The 17,519-nt window shown below is 70.1% G+C and carries 19 protein-coding genes and 1 tRNA gene; 11 read left to right on the top strand and 9 right to left on the bottom strand.

Going from position 1 to position 17,519, the window contains the following annotated elements:
* Positions 1-46 precede the first annotated feature (46 nt).
* Positions 47-691: a hypothetical protein gene (locus tag ACWC5C_RS25975; RefSeq protein ID WP_450879032.1), complete on the bottom strand. Its 645-nt coding sequence runs from the start codon at positions 689-691 to the stop codon at positions 47-49.
* A 314-nt stretch (positions 692-1,005) separates the two neighbouring features.
* Here ACWC5C_RS25975 and ACWC5C_RS25980 point away from each other — a divergent pair, with 314 nt between their 5' ends.
* Positions 1,006-1,599, top strand: coding sequence for a choice-of-anchor C family protein (locus ACWC5C_RS25980; protein ID WP_450879034.1), 594 nt, complete (start codon positions 1,006-1,008; stop codon positions 1,597-1,599).
* 48 nt (positions 1,600-1,647) lie between these two features.
* Here ACWC5C_RS25980 and ACWC5C_RS25985 read toward each other — a convergent pair whose 3' ends face one another.
* Both ACWC5C_RS25985 and ACWC5C_RS25990 read right to left on the bottom strand, forming a co-directional pair.
* Positions 1,648-1,929 (bottom strand): DUF6191 domain-containing protein, encoded by a 282-nt coding sequence (locus tag ACWC5C_RS25985; protein WP_450879036.1) that lies wholly within the window; start codon positions 1,927-1,929, stop codon positions 1,648-1,650.
* 78 nt (positions 1,930-2,007) lie between these two features.
* Positions 2,008-2,081 (bottom strand) — tRNA-Lys (locus ACWC5C_RS25990).
* A gap of 165 nt (positions 2,082-2,246) precedes the next feature.
* Between ACWC5C_RS25990 and ACWC5C_RS25995 the strand changes: the two genes are divergently transcribed.
* Entirely contained in the window at positions 2,247-2,834 is a 588-nt protein-coding gene (locus ACWC5C_RS25995) for a lytic polysaccharide monooxygenase auxiliary activity family 9 protein (protein WP_385437083.1), read from the top strand.
* An 89-nt stretch (positions 2,835-2,923) separates the two neighbouring features.
* On the opposite strand, the gene ACWC5C_RS26000 is transcribed toward ACWC5C_RS25995, so the two are convergent.
* Entirely contained in the window at positions 2,924-3,148 is a 225-nt protein-coding gene (locus tag ACWC5C_RS26000) for a DUF397 domain-containing protein (RefSeq protein WP_450879038.1), read from the bottom strand.
* A gap of 17 nt (positions 3,149-3,165) precedes the next feature.
* Positions 3,166-4,050 carry a DUF5753 domain-containing protein gene (locus ACWC5C_RS26005; protein WP_450879040.1) on the bottom strand — a complete coding sequence of 295 codons (885 nt, stop codon included), beginning with the start codon at positions 4,048-4,050 and terminating at the stop codon, positions 3,166-3,168.
* 156 nt (positions 4,051-4,206) lie between these two features.
* On the opposite strand from ACWC5C_RS26005, the gene ACWC5C_RS26010 reads away from it, so the two are divergent.
* The 6 genes from ACWC5C_RS26010 (at position 4,207) to ACWC5C_RS26035 (ending at position 9,341) form a co-directional block, all read left to right on the top strand.
* Positions 4,207-4,608 (top strand): ATP-binding protein, encoded by a 402-nt coding sequence (locus ACWC5C_RS26010; RefSeq protein WP_450879042.1) that lies wholly within the window; start codon positions 4,207-4,209, stop codon positions 4,606-4,608.
* Positions 4,609-4,676: 68 nt separating this feature from the next.
* Entirely contained in the window at positions 4,677-5,069 is a 393-nt protein-coding gene (locus ACWC5C_RS26015) for a hypothetical protein (protein WP_450879044.1), read from the top strand.
* Positions 5,070-5,442: 373 nt separating this feature from the next.
* Positions 5,443-6,249 carry a response regulator transcription factor gene (locus ACWC5C_RS26020; RefSeq protein ID WP_450879046.1) on the top strand — a complete coding sequence of 269 codons (807 nt, stop codon included), beginning with the start codon at positions 5,443-5,445 and terminating at the stop codon, positions 6,247-6,249.
* 78 nt (positions 6,250-6,327) lie between these two features.
* Positions 6,328-7,191, top strand: coding sequence for a helix-turn-helix transcriptional regulator (locus ACWC5C_RS26025; RefSeq protein WP_450879048.1), 864 nt, complete (start codon positions 6,328-6,330; stop codon positions 7,189-7,191).
* A gap of 462 nt (positions 7,192-7,653) precedes the next feature.
* On the top strand, positions 7,654-8,217 hold the full coding sequence (locus ACWC5C_RS26030; protein ID WP_385437142.1) for an ABC transporter permease: 564 nt from the start codon (positions 7,654-7,656) through the stop codon (positions 8,215-8,217).
* 71 nt (positions 8,218-8,288) lie between these two features.
* Positions 8,289-9,341 carry an ABC transporter substrate-binding protein gene (locus tag ACWC5C_RS26035; RefSeq protein ID WP_450879050.1) on the top strand — a complete coding sequence of 351 codons (1,053 nt, stop codon included), beginning with the start codon at positions 8,289-8,291 and terminating at the stop codon, positions 9,339-9,341.
* On the opposite strand, the gene ACWC5C_RS26040 is transcribed toward ACWC5C_RS26035, so the two are convergent.
* The 4 genes from ACWC5C_RS26040 to ACWC5C_RS26055 form a co-directional block, all read right to left on the bottom strand.
* Entirely contained in the window at positions 9,338-10,582 is a 1,245-nt protein-coding gene (locus tag ACWC5C_RS26040) for an MFS transporter (protein WP_450879052.1), read from the bottom strand. The two genes, ACWC5C_RS26035 and ACWC5C_RS26040, sit on opposite strands and share 4 nt — an antisense overlap.
* Positions 10,579-11,340 carry an LLM class F420-dependent oxidoreductase gene (locus ACWC5C_RS26045; protein ID WP_450879054.1) on the bottom strand — a complete coding sequence of 254 codons (762 nt, stop codon included), beginning with the start codon at positions 11,338-11,340 and terminating at the stop codon, positions 10,579-10,581. The genes ACWC5C_RS26040 and ACWC5C_RS26045 overlap by 4 nt, the downstream gene beginning before the upstream one ends.
* 557 nt (positions 11,341-11,897) lie before the next feature.
* Entirely contained in the window at positions 11,898-12,917 is a 1,020-nt protein-coding gene (locus ACWC5C_RS26050) for a zinc-dependent alcohol dehydrogenase (RefSeq protein ID WP_450879056.1), read from the bottom strand.
* Positions 12,918-13,004: 87 nt separating this feature from the next.
* Positions 13,005-14,567 (bottom strand): MFS transporter, encoded by a 1,563-nt coding sequence (locus tag ACWC5C_RS26055; protein ID WP_450879058.1) that lies wholly within the window; start codon positions 14,565-14,567, stop codon positions 13,005-13,007.
* Positions 14,568-14,943: 376 nt separating this feature from the next.
* Between ACWC5C_RS26055 and ACWC5C_RS26060 the strand changes: the two genes are divergently transcribed.
* From ACWC5C_RS26060 to ACWC5C_RS26070, 3 genes are all read left to right on the top strand, one after another.
* Positions 14,944-15,705 (top strand): LuxR C-terminal-related transcriptional regulator, encoded by a 762-nt coding sequence (locus ACWC5C_RS26060; RefSeq protein ID WP_450879060.1) that lies wholly within the window; start codon positions 14,944-14,946, stop codon positions 15,703-15,705.
* Positions 15,706-15,993: 288 nt separating this feature from the next.
* Complete coding sequence (locus tag ACWC5C_RS26065; RefSeq protein WP_385437103.1) at positions 15,994-16,245, top strand: acyl carrier protein; 252 nt, start codon at positions 15,994-15,996, stop codon at positions 16,243-16,245.
* Between the two features lie 37 nt (positions 16,246-16,282).
* Complete coding sequence (locus ACWC5C_RS26070; protein ID WP_450879062.1) at positions 16,283-17,518, top strand: beta-ketoacyl-[acyl-carrier-protein] synthase family protein; 1,236 nt, start codon at positions 16,283-16,285, stop codon at positions 17,516-17,518.
* Position 17,519: the final 1 nt, after the last annotated feature.

Genomic DNA, 17,519 nt, shown 5'->3' on the forward strand with positions numbered 1-17,519 from the left:
GTGGATTGCTTCTTGCGCGTTACGGGTTACGAGTTACGGGTTAGGGCTACGGGTTCGTCCCGGTGGACGCCGGGACGCGCGGGCTGCCGAGGATTTCCGCCGTCGAGAATTCCGTCTTTCCGGCCGCTGCCGCCTCCAGCAGCGTTCCGAAGCCGTAGCCGGAGAGGCGGTCCACCACGTCTTGCAGATCGGCCACGATGGTGTAGTAGTCGTCGCCCCGCTCGGGCACCGAGTACGGACCGGCGACGACCTTCGCGCCCGATGCCTCGAACCCGGAGACCTTTCCTCCCCGGCAGTACGAGACGACCTTCTGGATGGGCAGATTCACCTTCGCCCACTGGGTCGCCCACCCGAAGAGCAGGCGGGAGTACGGCAGGTCCCGGCCCCGGCTCGGAACCGAGACCAGTCGGCCCAGCTCCCATACCGAGGGGTCGCCCTTGAGGTCCTCCGGGAGCAGACCCAGCTCCTCGATCTCCGTGACGCAGGCCGTGACCGGGACTATCCGCAGTGAGGCGCCAATGCGGTCCCCTTTGTGCAGCGTGAATACCTTGCCGTGCACATCGCGGTCCTTGTCGAGCCACCAGAAATCGCTATCCGGGAAACGAGGCTCGTACCGGACGAGGCGCAAGGCATGGGCCTCTGCGAGGTCCCCGATGTTCTCTGCCAGCGAGAACCTGTAGAGGTCGTCCATTTCTCCCCAATCGAATCTGTCAGAGCCCCTTTTGTTCGATCAGCATGAGTATGCGTCAGCGCAAGCCCGGTCGGCGGGGAAAAGTAATGCCCTGAACGGGACATGTCCTGATGCGAGCACCCGGCACAATGCGTTGACCTGTGGGCCCTGGCGCCGGGGGCGGGTTGGTCAACTCGACGGCGCACCAAGGGAGTTCGTTCCCCCGCACACCACCGTGCGCCGGTGACTCGGCCTTGGTCTCCGCCGGGCGATGCGGGAGATTCAACCGGGCGGTCAATTCAGACGCTCGCGCATCTTTCATCCAGGAGGGGAACATGTCGCCCATTCGCACCTTCGCTGCCGCGGTCATCGTCGCCGGTGTCCTCGCGGGAGCCGGTACGGGCGCCGCGCTGGCCGCGCCCGCGGCCAGTCACTTCGACGACGGCAGCTTCGAGACGCCCCGGGTCGCCGCCAATACGTTCGTGAACCTGGGGACGGGACAGACCATCGGCCCATGGAGGGTCACTGCGGGGAACGTCGACCACATCGGGGCCGGGTTCTGGCAGGCCGCCGAGGGTGACCAGTCCGTCGACCTCAACGGCGCCAACGCGGGCACGGTGAGCCAGAACTTCACCACGGTGCCGGGGAAGCGCTACACGGTGACGTACTCCTTCGCCGGTAACCCCGCCGGGGGCCCGGCCCTGAAGGGCGGAAAGGTCCTGGTCAACGGCCAGAACTTCCAGAACTTCAGCTTCGACATCACCGGCAAGACCATGGCGAACATGGGCTATGTGACCCGCGAGGTGAGCTTCGTGGCCACCGGCTCCACCACGACCCTGGCGTTCGCCAGCACCATCTCCGGCGCCTATGGCCCGGTCATCGACGACGTCACGGTCCGCCACTGCGACCCGTGCCCGTCCTGCGACTGATAGCGAAACGCGAAAGCCCCGGCACGCGCTGCGTGCCGGGGCTTTCTGTCATGCCTTCTGCTCGGGACCCTTCGGCCGTGGGCGCACGACCGCCGTGCCCGCGTCCAGGTCCACGCTGCTGCCGGGCGGGGTGCCGGAGTCCGCGTCGTCGCGCAGGGCGAGCTGCCGGTCCTTCTGCTCCTGGACATGACGCCGTGAGGGATGGAACACCTCGGCCAGTGCTTCAGTGCTCGCGGCACCGCCCCCGCCGAACCTGCGCCGGTGCCAGATCACCCAGGCGAACAGCACGATCCACAGGGCACCGGCGGCGATGCCCGCCGTCATCAGCATGTTCTCGCGCCTCCAGAAACACGACTGGGGTTTTTCGGACGTGCCGAAAAACCCCAGGTCGGTGGCGTAAAGCCAGAGTGCGCCGCCAGGGACTCGAACCCCGGACCCGCTGATTAAGAGTCAGCTGCTCTAACCAACTGAGCTAGCGGCGCCTGCTGACAACGGAATCTTACCGGAGGTCGGAGCGTGGTCCGAACCGTGCCGGACGGCCGGTTGTGATTGGTATGGACATGACCATCAGCCCTGGCTACGCTCCACTTGGTCTAGACCGCATCGCACGGCTCGCAGAAGCACCCCCACGCCTTCAGGAGCGAAGCATGCGCAAGAAGATCCGCGCCGCCGTGGTCGGCATCGGGCTCGCGGCGGTCACCGTCCTCGCGACCGGCGGCAGCGCCACCGGTCACGGCTACACCGACTCACCGATCAGCAGGCAGAAGCTGTGCGCCAACGGGACCGTCACCAACTGTGGCGAGATCCAGTACGAGCCGCAGAGCGTCGAAGGACCCAAGGGCTTCCCGTCGGGCGGGCCCGCGGACGGGACGATCTGCGCGGGCGGCAACAGCCGGTTCGCCCCGCTCGACGATCCGCGCGGCGGCACGTGGCCCGCGACCAAGCTGACCGCCGGGAAGAGCTACACCTTCAACTGGCGGTTCACGGCCTCCCACGCGACCACCGACTTCAAGTACTACATCACCAAGAACGGCTGGAACCCGAGCACCAAGGTCACCCGCTCGAACCTCCAGTCCTTCCTGACCGTGCCGTACAACGGCCAGCGGCCGCCGTCCACGCTCTCCCACTCGGGGACGATCCCCAGCGGGATGACCGGACGGCATGTGATCCTCGCCGTCTGGACCATCGCGGACACCGGGAACGCGTTCTACGCGTGCTCGGACGTCCAGTTCTGAGAACGGCTCTGAGAGCGGTTCCGAGAGCAGGTCCGAGGGCTGAAAGGGCCGCCCGGTCTTCCCGGCCGGGCGGCCCTCGTCGGCTCACATCAGGCGTCGAACGTGCCCGCCTTCGCGCCCCGCAGGAAGGCGGCGAGCGTCGCCGGGGCCGTGGTCAGGACCACGCCCGGGTCGTCGCTCTCCCGGATCAGGAGCCGCCCGCCGCTGGCGGCGATCTCCACGCACTGGCCCTCGCCCACGGAGTACGAGGACTTGCGCCAGCGCGGACGGTGCTGGTTCCCGGTGAACGGTGCAGAGGTACATGAGGTGTTCATGTGTGGGGCCCTCTTTCTCATACGAGATCTGCGATGAGGCCCTTCGTCGCATCCGGAGACAGCGCGCTGTCGGCGATGCGGCCGAAGGCGTCGACGAAAACGTTGACGTCGTCGACCCCTTCGACGTACGTGGGGCCGCGCAGGTTCTCCTGGGAGACCACATCCGGCATCGGACCCGGAAAGCCCACAAGTGTGAACGCGCCCGCGTCCCCCGGGTTGGGCGCCGAGTCGATCGGCATCACCTGGAGCGTCACCGTCGGCCACTCCGCCACGTCCAGCAGACGGCGCAGCTGCTCGGCCATGATGGCCGGGCGGTCGGTGAACCGGCGGCGCAGCGCCGTCTCGTGGATGACGGCCCACAGCCGCAGCGGGGTCTCCGCGCGGGTCAGCACGGCCTGGCGGGCGAGCCGCACCTCGGCGAGGGCGCTGACCTCGGACGCGCTGCGGGCCCTGGCGTTCGCGGCGATCGTCTCGCGCGCGTACTCGGAGGTCTGGAGCAGCCCGGGGATGACCAGCGGGGCGTAGTCGCGGACCGAGTCGGCGTCCGACTCCAGCGATATGTAGTCGGCGTAGGCGGGCGCGACGACCCCGCGGTACGTCTGCCACCAGCCACGCTTGCCCGCGTCCTTGGCGAGCCCCTCCAGCGCGACCTGGATGTCCCGGTCGGTGATCTCGTACGCCCGCAGCAGGATCTCGACCTCGGTGGTGCGGATGGTCGCGTTGGCGTTCTCGATGCGCGAGAGCTTGGGGGCGGTCCAGTGGCGGGCGCCAGGGGAGCCGTTCGCGGTCGCGTTGAGCGCTTCGGCCGCCGCGTCCAGGGTCATCCCCGCTTCGGTGCGCAGCCTCCGCAGAGTCGAACCCAGACGCCTGCGCCGTACGGTGGGCACTGGCTGGTAGGACATGCCGTCAGTCTGGCCTATCGCCGACTCGGGTCACCAGGCGGCATATGCCAGTTGTGAGCTAAAGGGTCGAAACATTGCGAGTGGCACTCCCGATGAGCCAGGATCGCCCTGTGACACGGCGGCAGTGCGCTGCGCATTGGAGGGGCCCCGGAACATATGGCAGACAACATCCCGCAGCGGTACGAGTTCCGCCTCCGCGTCCACCCGCAGAAACTCGCCGATGTGCGCCGCGCCGTCGGTGCCCGGCTGCGGCTGTGGGGCCGCGAGGAGCTGATCACGCCCGCGGCGATGTGCGTCACCGAGCTGCTGTCCAACGTCCACAAGCACGCGGCCTCGCCCGAGTGCGTACTGACGCTGGAGAACCGCCCGTACGGGATATGCGCCGCCGTCTTCGACTCCGAGACCTCGCTGCCGGTGGTCAAGGAGCCGGACTTCCTCTCGGAGTGCGGGCGCGGGATGTTCCTGCTCAGCAAGACCGCCCATGAATGGGGTACGGATCTCCACGGCGACGGCAAGACGGTCTGGTTCACGCTGCGTGCCGAATCGGTGGATCCCTGACCGTACGCGCCGCTAACGTTATGTCCGTTGTGTCACGGGGAGTTGACGGAACGGCAGGGGAGGGGCCCATGGATCCGGTGACGACGGGCGCGCTGGTCGCGGCGGTCAACGCGGCGGTGTCGGGCGCGGGGGGCGAGGCGGGGCGGCGGGCCCTGGAGTCGCTCGGCGCGCTGGCCCGCCGGGTGTGGCGGCGCGGCGATGCCGAACCGGCGGGCGAGCCGGAGCCGGTCGCCATCCCGTGCGACGACGAGGAGCGGCTGCGGCGGCTGGCCGATCTGCTGGTCGAGCGGTCCCGGCAGGACCCGGAGTTCGGGCGCGACCTGGCCGCCTGGCTGCGGGAGTTCGGCGAGTCCGCCCCGGGGGAGAGAAGCGCGGTGCACAACTCCATGTCCGGGGAGGTCCATGGCTCGGTCATCCAGGGGCGTGACGTCCACGGTGGGATAAGCCTGGGCCCGCGGTGACTCATGCCCCGTTCGGGGTGTGGCAGCAACCGGACAGCGCCCGTTCCGCTTCGTGGCGGAGTGTTGTCGTAGAGCGACTGATCGTGTCCGGAAAGCGATCTGGTGAGCTGATGGTTCGTAACTTGTTGACAACACGCACCGCTTGACCGGTGGTCGAGCGCCGTCTCGCACTCTGACGCGCCGGACTTGATCGATTCTTTACCTCACGCCCCGCGTTGACGTCGTCGCTGTGCGCGAATTACTGTCATCAGTGATTTCGCACCATGCTGCCTCCGCGTATTGAGCACGATGGGGCACGGAAATTCCAAGAACCAGGCCGGTATTTGCAAAACTAGGTAACTGTCGCCCTGCAGGGGAAGTCATGGTTGGTCTTGTGACGAGGTCCGAGCCTTCTCCTGAGCATGAGACGGACTCCTCACCGCCCGCCACGACCGGCGACTACGTCGAGCGCGCCCTGCTGGCCGCCCGCGATCTGATCGAATCCACCGTCACCCGGCACCGGCGGGAGCTGGCCCAGGACTCCTGGGCGGGGAAGGCTCTCGGGCAGGTGCCGCTCGCCGAGGTCGTGGACACGCTCGTGGACGGGGCCGAACGGACCGTGAGTGTCGTCCTGTCGGGCGGCGAGGAGCAGTCGGAGGTGGTCTGCGCCGCACTGGCCCGGCCCGCCCGGGGTGGCCGCGGGCGCCGCGCGGTGCGGCTGCTGTGTCTGCCGCGCGCGCTGGAGGCGGCCCGGGTGCGGGCGCTGGCGCGCACCGATCCGCGCTGCGAGGTCCGCGTCTGCGAGGGGGAGTTACCGGAGGCGCTGTTCGTCGACGGCCAGATCGTCTACGTACGGAACGAACCGCCGGACCCGGCGCGGGGCGGTGGGCGGCAGGCGTCGCTGGTCGAGGATCCCGCCGCGGTGCAGGCCCTGGAGCTGATGTTCGCGGGGACCTGGGGGAACGCCGTGGCGCTTGAGGATTACCCGAGGCTCGGCGGGCGGCTGTGCCCCGCCAACGCGCGGCGCATCCTGGAATGCCTGCGCACGGGCCACACCGACGAGGTGGCGGCGCGCGACATGCAGGTGTCCCTGCGGACCTACCGCCGCTATGTCGCGGAGATCATGCGGGAACTGGGGGCCGGGTCCCGCTTCCAGGCGGGGGTGCGGGCGGTGGAGCTGGGGCTGCTGCCGGACCGCTGACCCGCCGCCGTCCACGGCCCACAACCAATGAGCCATGGCACTCCGACCTTGACCACGTCGCGAGGCAGGAAAAACGACATGACGGAACCCGGCGATCCGGGGGACATTCTGGACCGGACGTTACGGGAGGTGCGGGCCCTCATCGAGGCGACCGTTGTCGAACACCGGGCCCGCAGAACGAGAAGGGGGCAGTTCACCCAGGTCGGGATGGCGGACGGGGCGTTCCTGGCCGCCGCGGAACAGGTGATCGCCAACGCCCGGGGGCGGGTGGACGCCGTCTTCCCGGAAGCGCCCGGCCGGATGGCGGCGGCGCACGCGGCGCTCACCGCGCTGCTGCTGAACCTGGACGACGACGCGGTGGGGGTGCGGGTGCTGCGCGGCCGGACGGGATCCGGCGGAGGCCCGGGTGGCGGCGGGTCGGCGGGCCCGGGGCCGCTGCCCGCGCCCATCCCGGGGCCCGCGCCCGTACCCGACGCGCAGGCGGGGGAGGGGACGCGGGAGGAGGCGGCGGACGAGCGGCCCGCGCCCGCCCCTCGCCCCGCGCAGGTCCGGATCGCCCCGGTGCCCCTGCCCACGGCCGTGATCGCCGACGGCCGGACCGCGCTGGTGTGCACGGAGTCGGCGAACGGGCGGCACACCTCGGTCATCGAGGACCAGGTGGTCGTCGGCTCGCTCCACGGCATGTTCCGCTCCATCTGGGCGGGCGCCACCCCCGCCCCGCGCCCGCTCGACTTCGGCAACCGCGCCCGTACGGAGATGGTGCGGCGGGTGCTGGCGCGGCTGCGGGACGGGGTCACCGACGAGGCGGCCGCCCGCGATCTGGCGATTTCCGTGCGTACGTACCGCCGTTATGTCACCGGGATCCTGGAGCTGCTGGACGCCAACTCACGCTTCCAGGCCGGGGCGCGCGCCTCCGAGCTGGGCATTCTCGGGGACCGCTGAGGACGGGGTGGGAAGTCCGGCATCGGAATTGTTTCGTCTTCCCATCGACATTGTGAACCGGTGTGCGCTGGGGATAGGTTGCACGCTGGGCGTGCCGCGATGTGGCAACCGCCAGTAATACAAGGGGATTTGGGGATGGGCGAGGGGTACGGGAGCGGTACGGCGGCCACGGCGGTAGCGCGCGGTGAGCCGGAAGCGGTGACGCCGAGGCGTGCGCCGGATTCCCCCCGGCCGGGGCGGGTGGATAAGACCCGGGAGAGCGGCGGCGAGCGTCGCACGGGAGTCATGTTCCGGGGAGTGTTTCCGCCCCTCGTATTCGGGCTGGCGATGCTTCTCGTCTGGGACATCGTGACCCGTACCGGAGCGGTGGCGGAGTTCTACCTTCCGGGGCCGGTCGACTTGGCCCGGCATTTCGTCGACTTGTTGCTGCACGATTCACTCGTCGACTACACGTGGGAAACCGTGCGGGAAGCGCTGGCCGGAAGCGGTATGGGAATCGGAGTGGCGCTGCCGCTCGGCTATCTCATCGCCCGCAGCGACCTCGCTGCCGCCGCGCTCCAGCCGTATATCGCGGCGTCGCAGGCCGTGCCCGCGGTGGCGCTCGCCCCGCTGCTCGCGCTGTGGCTCGGCTACGGGCTGCTGCCGATCGCGGTGCTGTGCGCGCTGCTCGTCTTCTTCCCCATCCTCGTCAACACCGTGCTGGGGCTGCGCGCCCTGGACCCCGAGGTGCTGGGCGCCGCGCGGGTGGACGGTGTGGGGTGGTGGGGGATGCTCTGGTACATCGAGCTTCCGCTCGCCCTGCCCAGCATCCTCGCCGGGGTGCGCAACGGGCTCACGCTCTCCATCACCGGCGCGGTGGTCGGGGAGTTCGTCATGGGCGGCGAGGGGCTGGGGCAGCTGCTGTCGGTGCAGCGCCAGGCGTCCGACACCATCGGCCTGTTCTCGACACTCGTCATGCTCGCCCTGCTCGCCGCCGTTCTGTACGGCGTGGTCCGGCTGGTCGAGCGGTTCGCTCAGCGTGACTGACTTACCTACTTACTGACTGACGTAATGACTTGTTCCATCCGATTCATGAGTCGATTCGCGAGGAGAAGTACGTGCGTTCTGTGCAGACGTCCATGAGGACCGCCCTCAGACAGCGGGTTCTGGGGGCGGCTCTCGTGTCGGTGGTGGCCGCGGCCACGCTGACCTCATGCGCCGAGGAGCCGAAGGACGCGGAGGGCAAGGGCGGCAAGAGCATCACCGTGGGGTTGACCTACACCCCGAACATCCAGTTCTCGCCGTTCTACGTGGCCGCCGAGAAGGGCTACTACAAGGACGCCGGGCTCAAGGTGACGCTGCGTCATCACGGCGCGGGCGAAGACCTCTTCGGGGCCCTGAAGTCCGGCAAGGAAGAGGTCGTCTACGCGGGCGGCGACGAGATGCTCCAGGCGCGCGCCGCCAGCGATCTGCCGGTCGTGGACATCGCGACGTTCTACCAGAAATACCCCGTGGGCCTGATCGTGCCCAAGGACTCGGACATCAGGAAACCGGCCGATCTCAAGGGCCGTAAGATCGGGACTCCCGGCCCCTTCGGCGAGACCTATTTCGGTCTGCTCGCCCTTCTCAAGGAGGGCGGACTTTCCCCGAAGCAGGCCAAGATCCAGAACATTGGATTCACCCAGCAGGCAGCCCTGACCGGAAACAAGGTCGAGGGTGTCATGGGCTATCTGAACAATGACGCCATTTCCTTCGAGGAGGCCGGTAAGGAAGTCCGGTCGATTACGCTCGACTCCGGGGACAAGGGCGATCCGCTGGTCGGGGTCGGTCTGGGCGTCAAGAAGGACGTGCTGGACAAGCGCGGAGACGACATGAAGAAGTTCGTCGCCGCGTCGCTGCGCGGGCTGCGCTACGCGATGGACAACCCGGACGACACCATCAAGCTCAGCGAGAAATACGTGCCCGGGCTGCGCGGCGAAAAGCAGCAGAAGAACGCGATGGCGGTCCTCAAGGCCACGGTGCCGATGATGAAGACCGACCAGGGCGAGGTCGGCGTCAATGACCCGCAGACCTGGGCCCGGATGGCCGATTTCATGTACGACCAGGGGCTGCTGGAGAAGACGGTGACCCCTGAGGACGCGTACGACAACGGCTATCTGCCGAAGTCCTAGGTGCTGGCGTTCGTGGTGGCCGCCGCGCGCCGGTGCAGTGCGGCGGCCACCACGAACGCGGCCCCGGCACCGGCCGCGAGCGCGGTCCAGCTGCCGGTCGCTGAGAGGTGGGCCACGACGAACAGGCCGAGCGGCGGGCCGCTCGCCGTGCCCAGGTTCCAGGCCAGCGAGGCGAGCGCGCTCGCCCGTCCCACGGCCGCCTCGCCGGACCAGCGCAGCAGCAGCGGATAGAAAGCCGAGGAGTACGTCAGCTCGCCCGCCGCGAAGACCACCGCGAAGGCCAGCAGCAGCCCGTAACGGAGGGCGGGCGCCGCCCCGTCCCCGGCCAGCGCCGCCCCGAGCCCGCAGCCGAACGCCGCCACCCACAGCACCGGCCCGGCCGCCAGGCTCACGGTCTCCGGCAGCCGTTCCAGCCAGCGGCTCAGCAGCGGCTGGAGGGCGATCAGGGCGAAGGAGTTGGCCGCCACGACGGTGCTCACCCAGCCCAGGGTGACGGCCATGTCGTCGTGCATGAGCAGCGGAACGGTGGCCTCGATCTGGGTGAAGCCGACGATGGCGAAGAGGGCTTGGGCGAGGATGAGCAGCGCCATGGGGCGGGCGCGCAGCAGGTCGCGGTAGGTGGCGGTGTTGTCGGCGGGTCCTGCCGCTGGTTGCGCGGGCTGACCGGTAGGCGGACGTACGTACCAGATCGCGACCACGAGGGGCAGAGCGGCCAGGGCATTGGCCAGGTACAGCCAGCGGAGGGTGCCGGTGGGGGTGTGCGCACCCTGCAGCGCGAGCCCGGCGACCACTGAACCGACCCCGATGCCCACGTTGTTGACGATGTGCCGGATGGAGAACGCGGTCCGGCGGCCGCTCTCCGGAACGGCCGCGTCCACGACGCCCACGATCGACGCGTAGAACAGTCCGAAGCCCACGCCCACGCAGGCCCCGGAGGCGAGCACCAGGGGCGTGGTGTCGGCCGGGGCCAGCATCCCGTACCCGGCGGCCAGCGCCGCCCCGCCCAGCACCCCCACCCGGTGCGGCCCGCGCCGGTCGGCCAGCGGGCCGCCGACGAGGGCCGCCGCGAAGCTGGCCGCGGCCATCGCGACGAAGTACCCGCCCGTGGCCCGGCCGCCGAGGCCGAGCAGCTCGCTGACGTAGATCGCGGTGAACGGGAAGCACAGGCCGTTGCCGAGGGTGGAGATCAGCAGGGCACCCATGAGCAGGGTGAAGCGGTGCCCCAGGGGTTCGCGTCTCATCGGGTCGAGAGCAGCTTCTCGACGGCGCCCAGGTCGTACGGGGCGGGCAGCGACACGATCAGGTGTACGGCCCCGGCCTCCGCGAACTGCTGTGCCAGCGGCAGCTGGTCCGGGTTGACCATGACCGTACGGGCCACCTGCGCGGGGTCGCGGCCGACCCGCTCGCACCACTCGTCCAGGGCCCGGTTCAGCTCCCGGAACTCGGCGACCGGGTCGGTCGCGGCCCAGCCGTACCAGTTCCACCAGTCCGCTTCGCGGGCCACCAGCTCCAGGGTGCGCCGCCGTCCGGCGCCTCCGATGAGCAGCGGAAGCGGGCCTGCGGGGCCGGGGTTGAGCTGGGCCAGCCGCGCCTTGACGGCCGTGATGGCGTCGGCGAACGCGTCCATGCGCCCGGCCGGGCCGGGGAACGGTATGCCGTACGCGGTGTGCTCCGCCTCGAACCACCCCGCCCCCATCCCCAGCACCAGCCGCCCGCCGCTGAGCTGGTCCACGGTGCGGGCCATGTCGGCGAGCAGATGCGGATTGCGGAACGCGGTGCAGGTGACGAGGGGGCCGATGGTGGCGTGCCGGGTCTCGACGGCCATCGCGGACAGCAGCGACCAGCACTCGTAGTGGGTGCCGTCCGGGTCGCCGCTGTGCGGGAGGAAGTGATCCCAGGTCCAGAGCGAGTCGACGCCGAGGGCGTCGGCCTGTCGCCAGGCGGTGCGGAGTTCTTGGATGGTGGTGTGCTGGGGGTGAAGCTGTACGCCGATGCGCACGGTGTTCCTTTCGGTAGCGGTTTGTTCCCCACCCCGCCCCTTCCCGAACCAAGGGCTACGCCCCTGGACCCCGCCCTGCGGGGCCCGTCCGCTGCCCCGGGCCCGCGCGGCGGGCGTGCCGCGTGCTCGGGTGCGGCGGAGGTGGGTTCCCGGTGCCTGGTGCGGCGGCGTGCCCGGTGCCGCTTGGTGGGGTGCTGGTCCTGGGCCCCGGACCCCGGGCTGTCGGCGGGAGCGGGGCCCGCCCTGCCGGGCGGTGTTGGAGGTGGGGCTGCCTGTTCGGTGTCGGGTGGCGGGGCGCTGCTGCTGGGGCTCGGGCTGCGGGCTGTTGGCGGGGGAGTGTCCCCCCCCGTTTGCCGGGGGCGACGGCCTGTTCTGGCCGGGTGGGTGTGGCGGCGGCTCACCTTTGGCGGGGTGCGCCGGGGGGTGTTCCTGGGGTCGGGCTGCTTGGTGGGGGCGTGGCCCCCGTTCGCCGGGGGCGGGGGGCCGCCTTTGCCGGGGGCCGCGTTCCCGGTGGTACGGGGTGGGTCGTAACTCCGGGGCTGCGGGGTGGCCCTCGTCTACGGGGTGACTACTACTCGGTAGACCGGGGTCTCGGCCGCCTGCTGCAGGGCCTTTTCCACCTCGTCCAGGCCGTACCGGGCCGTCACCAGGTTTGCCAGGCGGGGGGCCAGGGAGCCGGTTCGGAGGAGTTCGGCGGCTGTGCGCCAGTCGGACGGTTCGTGGCTGAAGGAGCCCGTCACCGTCAGTTGGCGGCGGTGGACCTCGTAGCCGGGGAGGGCGGCCGGGGGGCCGTCCGGGGCGCCGCCGAAGAGGACGATCGTGCCGCCGTCCGCCACGGCGGCCAGCGCGGCGGCGATGCACTCGGCGCTGGCGATGGTGACGAAGACGACGTCGGCGGAGGGGAGTTGGCCCAGGTCCGAGGGGTGCACGGCCGCGTCGGCGCCAGCCGACTCGGCGGCCGCGCGGCGCTCCTCGTCGCGTTCCACCACCGCGACCCCGCGCGCGCCCAGCTCGCGCGCGACGGCCAGGTGCAGATGGCCCATGTATCCGGCGCCGATGACCGTCACCCGGTCACCGGCGCGGAAGCCGCCGCGGCGCAGGGAGTGGACGACGCAGGCCAGCGGTTCGCCCATGGCGGCGACCGCCGGGTCGGTGTCGCCGACCGACCAGACGCGGGAGGCGGGGAGCACGATGTGGTCGGCGAGCCCGGCGCCCATGGCGATCGCGCCGTCCGCTTCGCGGACCCGGCCCTGGAGGGCGACGCAGATGGCGGACTGGCCGCGGCGGCAGGCGCGGCAGGCGCCGCAGCGGGGGAGGCCGTCGAGGGTGACGAGGGAGCCGACGGCGGGCATGTCCTCCAGCCCGGCGGCGGTGGCGCCGACGCGTTCGACCCACCCGGAGATCTCGTGTCCGGCGGCCGCCGGGTAGACGGCCATGCGCCCGGCGTACAGATTGGCCTCCATGGTGCAGATGCCGCACGCGGCGATGCGCACCAGGACTTCCGAGTCCCCGACGTCGGGCACGGGTATCCGTCGTAACTCGACCTCGCCTGCCGCGGTGATGACCGCTGTGCGCATGGGAACAGCCTTCCGGAATACGGACGTTGTGGCGGGAGGCTATGCCCGTACCTCCGGGGAGGCAAGGAAAAAGATCACGCGGGGTGATCAGCTGGCGCCCTCGGCGTACGTCGCCCGGCGGAAGGTCCACCAGATGATCGCCGCGCCCACCACCGCGGCGATCGCGCCGACGACGGCGGCGACGTGCATGGCGTGGACGAAGCCCTGGTCGGCGAAGTCGGACAGCCGTGGCAGCCGCAGCTTGTCGGCGATCAGGCGGGTGGCCTCGGGGGACTCCTCGGCCGCACCGGCGGCGCCCGGCGGCAGATCGCCCAGCTTGGGGGAGATCTCGCCGCGGTAGGCACCGGCCAGGATGGAGCCGAGGACCGCGACCCCGAGGACGCCGCCGATCTGCCGCATCGCGTTGTTGACGGCGGACCCGGCGCCGGTGCGGTCGGCGGGCAGGACGGCCATGATGGCCTCGGTGGTGGGGGCGACGGCGGCGCCCATGCCGAGCCCCTGGAGGATCAGGAAGACCCAGAACAGACCAAGGCCGCTGTGCTCGTCCAGGAAGACGTACGCGAAGAAGCCGGTCGTGGCGATGAGCATGGCGACGGTGACGACGCGCCGCACCCCGTACGCCCGCACCAGCTTCGCCGAGAGCGGCGCGCCCAGGAGCACACCGAGGGCGACGGGGGCGATGGAAAGACCGCACTCCAGCGGGGTCTGCCCGTGGACGCCCTGGAGGTAGAAGCTGGTGTAGTACATCGAGCCGTTGAGGCCGAAGAAGGTCAGCATCACGGCCACGCTGGCGCCCGTGAACCGGCTGTTGCGGAAGAGCCGGACGTCGAAGCTGGGGTTGGCGACACGCAGTTCGACCAGGACGAACACCAGGACGAGGACCGCGCCGACGGCGAACGCGCCCAGGATGGCCGGATCGTTCCAGTCGTTGCGGTGGCCGCCCTCGATGACGGCCCAGACGATGGCGAAGAGGCCGACCGTGGAGAGCACCACACCCAGCGGGTCGAACTTCTGCCGCACCTTGGCGGCCGCCCCCGGCAGGAACAGCAGCGAACCGGCCACGCACAGCACCACGATCGGCACGTTGACGAGGAAGACCGAGCCCCACCAGAAGTGGTCGAGCAGCGCCCCGCTGAGCATCGGCCCGGTGGCGATCGCGATGCCGCTGGAGCCGGACCAGATGGCGATGGCGGTCGCGCGGTGCCGTTCGTCGAAGACCTGGGCGATCAGCGCGAGCGTGGCGGGCATGATCAGGGCGCTGCCGACGCCCATCACCCCGCGCGCGACGATGAGTTCGGTCGCCGAGCCCGCGTAAGCGGCCCAGGCCGAGGCGCCGCCGAACACGAGCATGCCGGTGAGCAGCAGATTGCGGTGGCCGTAGCGGTCGGCGAGCACGCCGCCGGTGAAGAGCAGCACCGCGAAGACCAGGGTGTAGGAGCTGATGCTCCACTGGAGCTGGTTGGGGCTGGCGCCGAGCCCCTCGTCCGGGTCGGCCAGTGTCTTGAGTGCGACGTTGAGGACGGTGTTGTCGAGCCATACGGCGAGTTGGGAGAAGACCAGCACCGCGAGCGCGAGCCATTGGCGGCCGGTGGGCGACTGCGAAGCGCCTTCCGGTGCCGTGTCGGTGATCGCGGTGTTCTGTGCGGCCATGGGGGCGGCGCCTTTCGGGGACCACGTGAGGGTGGGGGGTCCGCGCTCGTACGGCAAGGGACGGCTTGCTGGCTCAAGGCTTGCTTGCTCGGTGCTTGCTGGCTCAAGAGGAAGTTACCAATCTGCCGAGCCGGGGCGCAGCCCCTTGACTCCGCCCATGGCTCTTCCCACGCGCAAGGGCGAAGGTATTTACCCGGCTGACGACCCGTTGAGTCATGATGTTCCTTGCCGTTTCGGCAGATGGCTCGTTACTGTGCCTCGACTGGGGAACGGGGGGTGTCCTTTGAGCCATTTTGGAATTCAACCAAATGACCGTACGCCTATTGAGGGTATCGACGGTATTGACGGCGAGACGGGCACGAGGAGAGCGGTTCGTATGGAGCCGGAAGCCAGGTCGAACAACCTGGAAGAAGCCCTGGGCCAGGCGTTACAGCTGATCGAGTCCGCCGTGCACCACCACCGCCGCGGCGCGCTCGCCTCGGCGGCGGCGGAGCTGCCGGTGGATGGCGAGGTCGTGGCCGGATGGGTGGCGCGGCTGGTGCTGCGCGCGGAGCGTGACGTGATCTGGAGCCTGCCGGAGGTGACCTGCGAGGATCATGCGCGGCTTGTCGCGCAGACGCTCGCACAGCTGTCGGGCAAGGGCGTGCGCGTCCGGATGCTGTGCCCGCCGCGGGTGATCCGCGCGGTGGTGTGGCAGCGCACGGTCGGCACGGTGCCGCGGCTGGAGGTGCGGGTGTGTGGCTCCGTGCGGCAGGAGCTGGTGGCGGTGGACGGCGCGGCGGTGATCGCGCCCGAGGGCTCCCCGGGTGACCCGGGCGGCTCCCGCGCGTCGATGATCCAGAACTCGACGGTGGCCGCGATGCTGCACCGGCTGCTGTGCGGGATGTGGGACACCGCGCAGCGCCCGATGCGGCCGCTGTCGTTCGAGGGCGGCGCGCGCGGCCGGGTGCTGCGCGAGGTGCTGACGCTGATGGCCGAGGGCTACAAGGACGACGCGGCCGCCCGGAAGCTGGGGCTCTCGGTGCGTACGTACCGGCGCTACGTGGCCGACATCATGCGGGACCTGAACGTGGAGTCGCGCTTCCAGGCCGGGGTGCGGGCCGTGCGCGCGGGGCTCATGGAGGCGGAGCGCGACTAGTGGACTCCTGTGACGGGTAGTCGGGTAGTCGGGTTCCGGCTGATTTGAGAGGTCTGTGGGGATCGTCGTGGCAGCTTGCTGCAGATTGGGCATCCTGACGTTCCGGTAACCGGCTGCGTGGTGCAGCTTTATGACAGCCGTGGTTGTCGTCCGGTTGGGTTCACGGGCGGTGTGACAGGTAGTGGACTCGGGGCTTGTCGGCCCCCCAAGCGGCGCATAGCGTCAACGGCAGTCGTCGCTTTGCCCATGCCGAAAGCTTGCCCATGCCGAAAGTGGAGGTGCGCGGTAATGGCCGCCATCGTCGAAGAGCGTCGGGAAACCATCAAGGAAATCGTCACGGATATCCTTGAGATCGACCCGGACGAGGTCACCGAGACCAGCCTCTTTAAAGAAGAGCATGATGCGGATTCACTGCGCGCCATTGAAATACTCGCGGCGCTGGAGAAAACGTTCAACGTCGTCATCGACCAGTCCGAGCTGGGCCGGATGGTGAACCTCGAGGGCGTCTACGAGGTTGTTTCCGACGCGGCCGGCTGGTGACGGGACCCTCGGCCAACTCCTCGGAAGGCAGGGCGATATGCGTGGTGAGTCGGGTCGCAGGGTCGTCGTCACCGGTCTCGGGGCGGTGTCCGGTATCGGCGTCGGCACCGCGGAATTCCTCGCCGGACTGCGCGCCGGGAAGAGCGCGGCACGGCCGGTCACCGCGTTCGATACGGAGGGTTTCGAGCATGCGATGGCATGCGAGGTCCCGGACTTCGAACCCGGGCGCTGGATCCGCAATCTGGACATAAGCGGCCTCGGCCGGGCGAGTCAGTTCTCGGTCGCGGCGGCCCGCATGGCGGTGGCCGACTCCGGGATCGCGGAGGACGCGCTGCGCGCCGTCCCGTCGCTGATCTCCATCGGCACCACCGACGGCGAGTCGGGCGACCTGGACCAGCTCGTCGAGACGGAGGTCGACCTCGGGCCCGAGCGGATGGACCCCACCGTCGCCCGCCGGGTGCCCGCGGGGCGGCTTTCGGCCGTCATCGCCGAGGAGTTCGCGCTGAGCCGTACGGAGGCGGTCACCCTCCCCACGGCGTGCGCGGCCGGAAACTACGCCATCGGCTACGGCTACGACGCCATCCGCGGCGGCGATGTGGAGATCGCCCTGTGCGGCGGCGCCGACGCGCTGTGCCGCAAGACCTTCACCGGCTTCTACCGGCTGGGCACCATAGCGCCCGAGCGCTGCCAGCCCTTCGACAAGGACCGCAAGGGCATCCTCACCGGCGAGGGCGCGGGCGTCCTCGTCCTGGAGAGCCTGGAGTCGGCGCTGGCCCGCGGCGCCCGGATCTACGCCGAAGTCCTCGGCTACGGCCTCAACTGCGACGCGGACCACCCCGTCGCCCCCAACCAGGACAGCGTGGCCCGCTGCATGCGGCTCGCCCTGGACGACGCCCGGATCAAGCCGGAGGAGGTCGACTTCATCTCCGCGCACGGCACCGGCACCCGGGCCAACGACATCACCGAGGCCCGCGCCATCCGCCAGGTCTTCGGCGACGCGGCCCCGCCGCGCACCGTGTCCATCAAGTCGATGATCGGCCACTCGATGGGCGCCGCCGGGGCGCTCGCTTCCATCGCCTGCGCGCTGGCCCTCACTGAGGGGTTCATCCCGCCGACCATCAACCATGTCGAGACCGACCCGGAGTGCGGACTCGACGTCGTACCGAACCACGCCGTGGACGCGGAGCTGAGGGTCGTACAGAACAACGGGCTCGCCTTCGGCGGCAACAACGCCGTCGTGATCTTCGGCAAGCGCGGCACGGACTGGAACTGAA

It is taken from the genome of Streptomyces sp. NPDC001700, assembly GCF_053596435.1.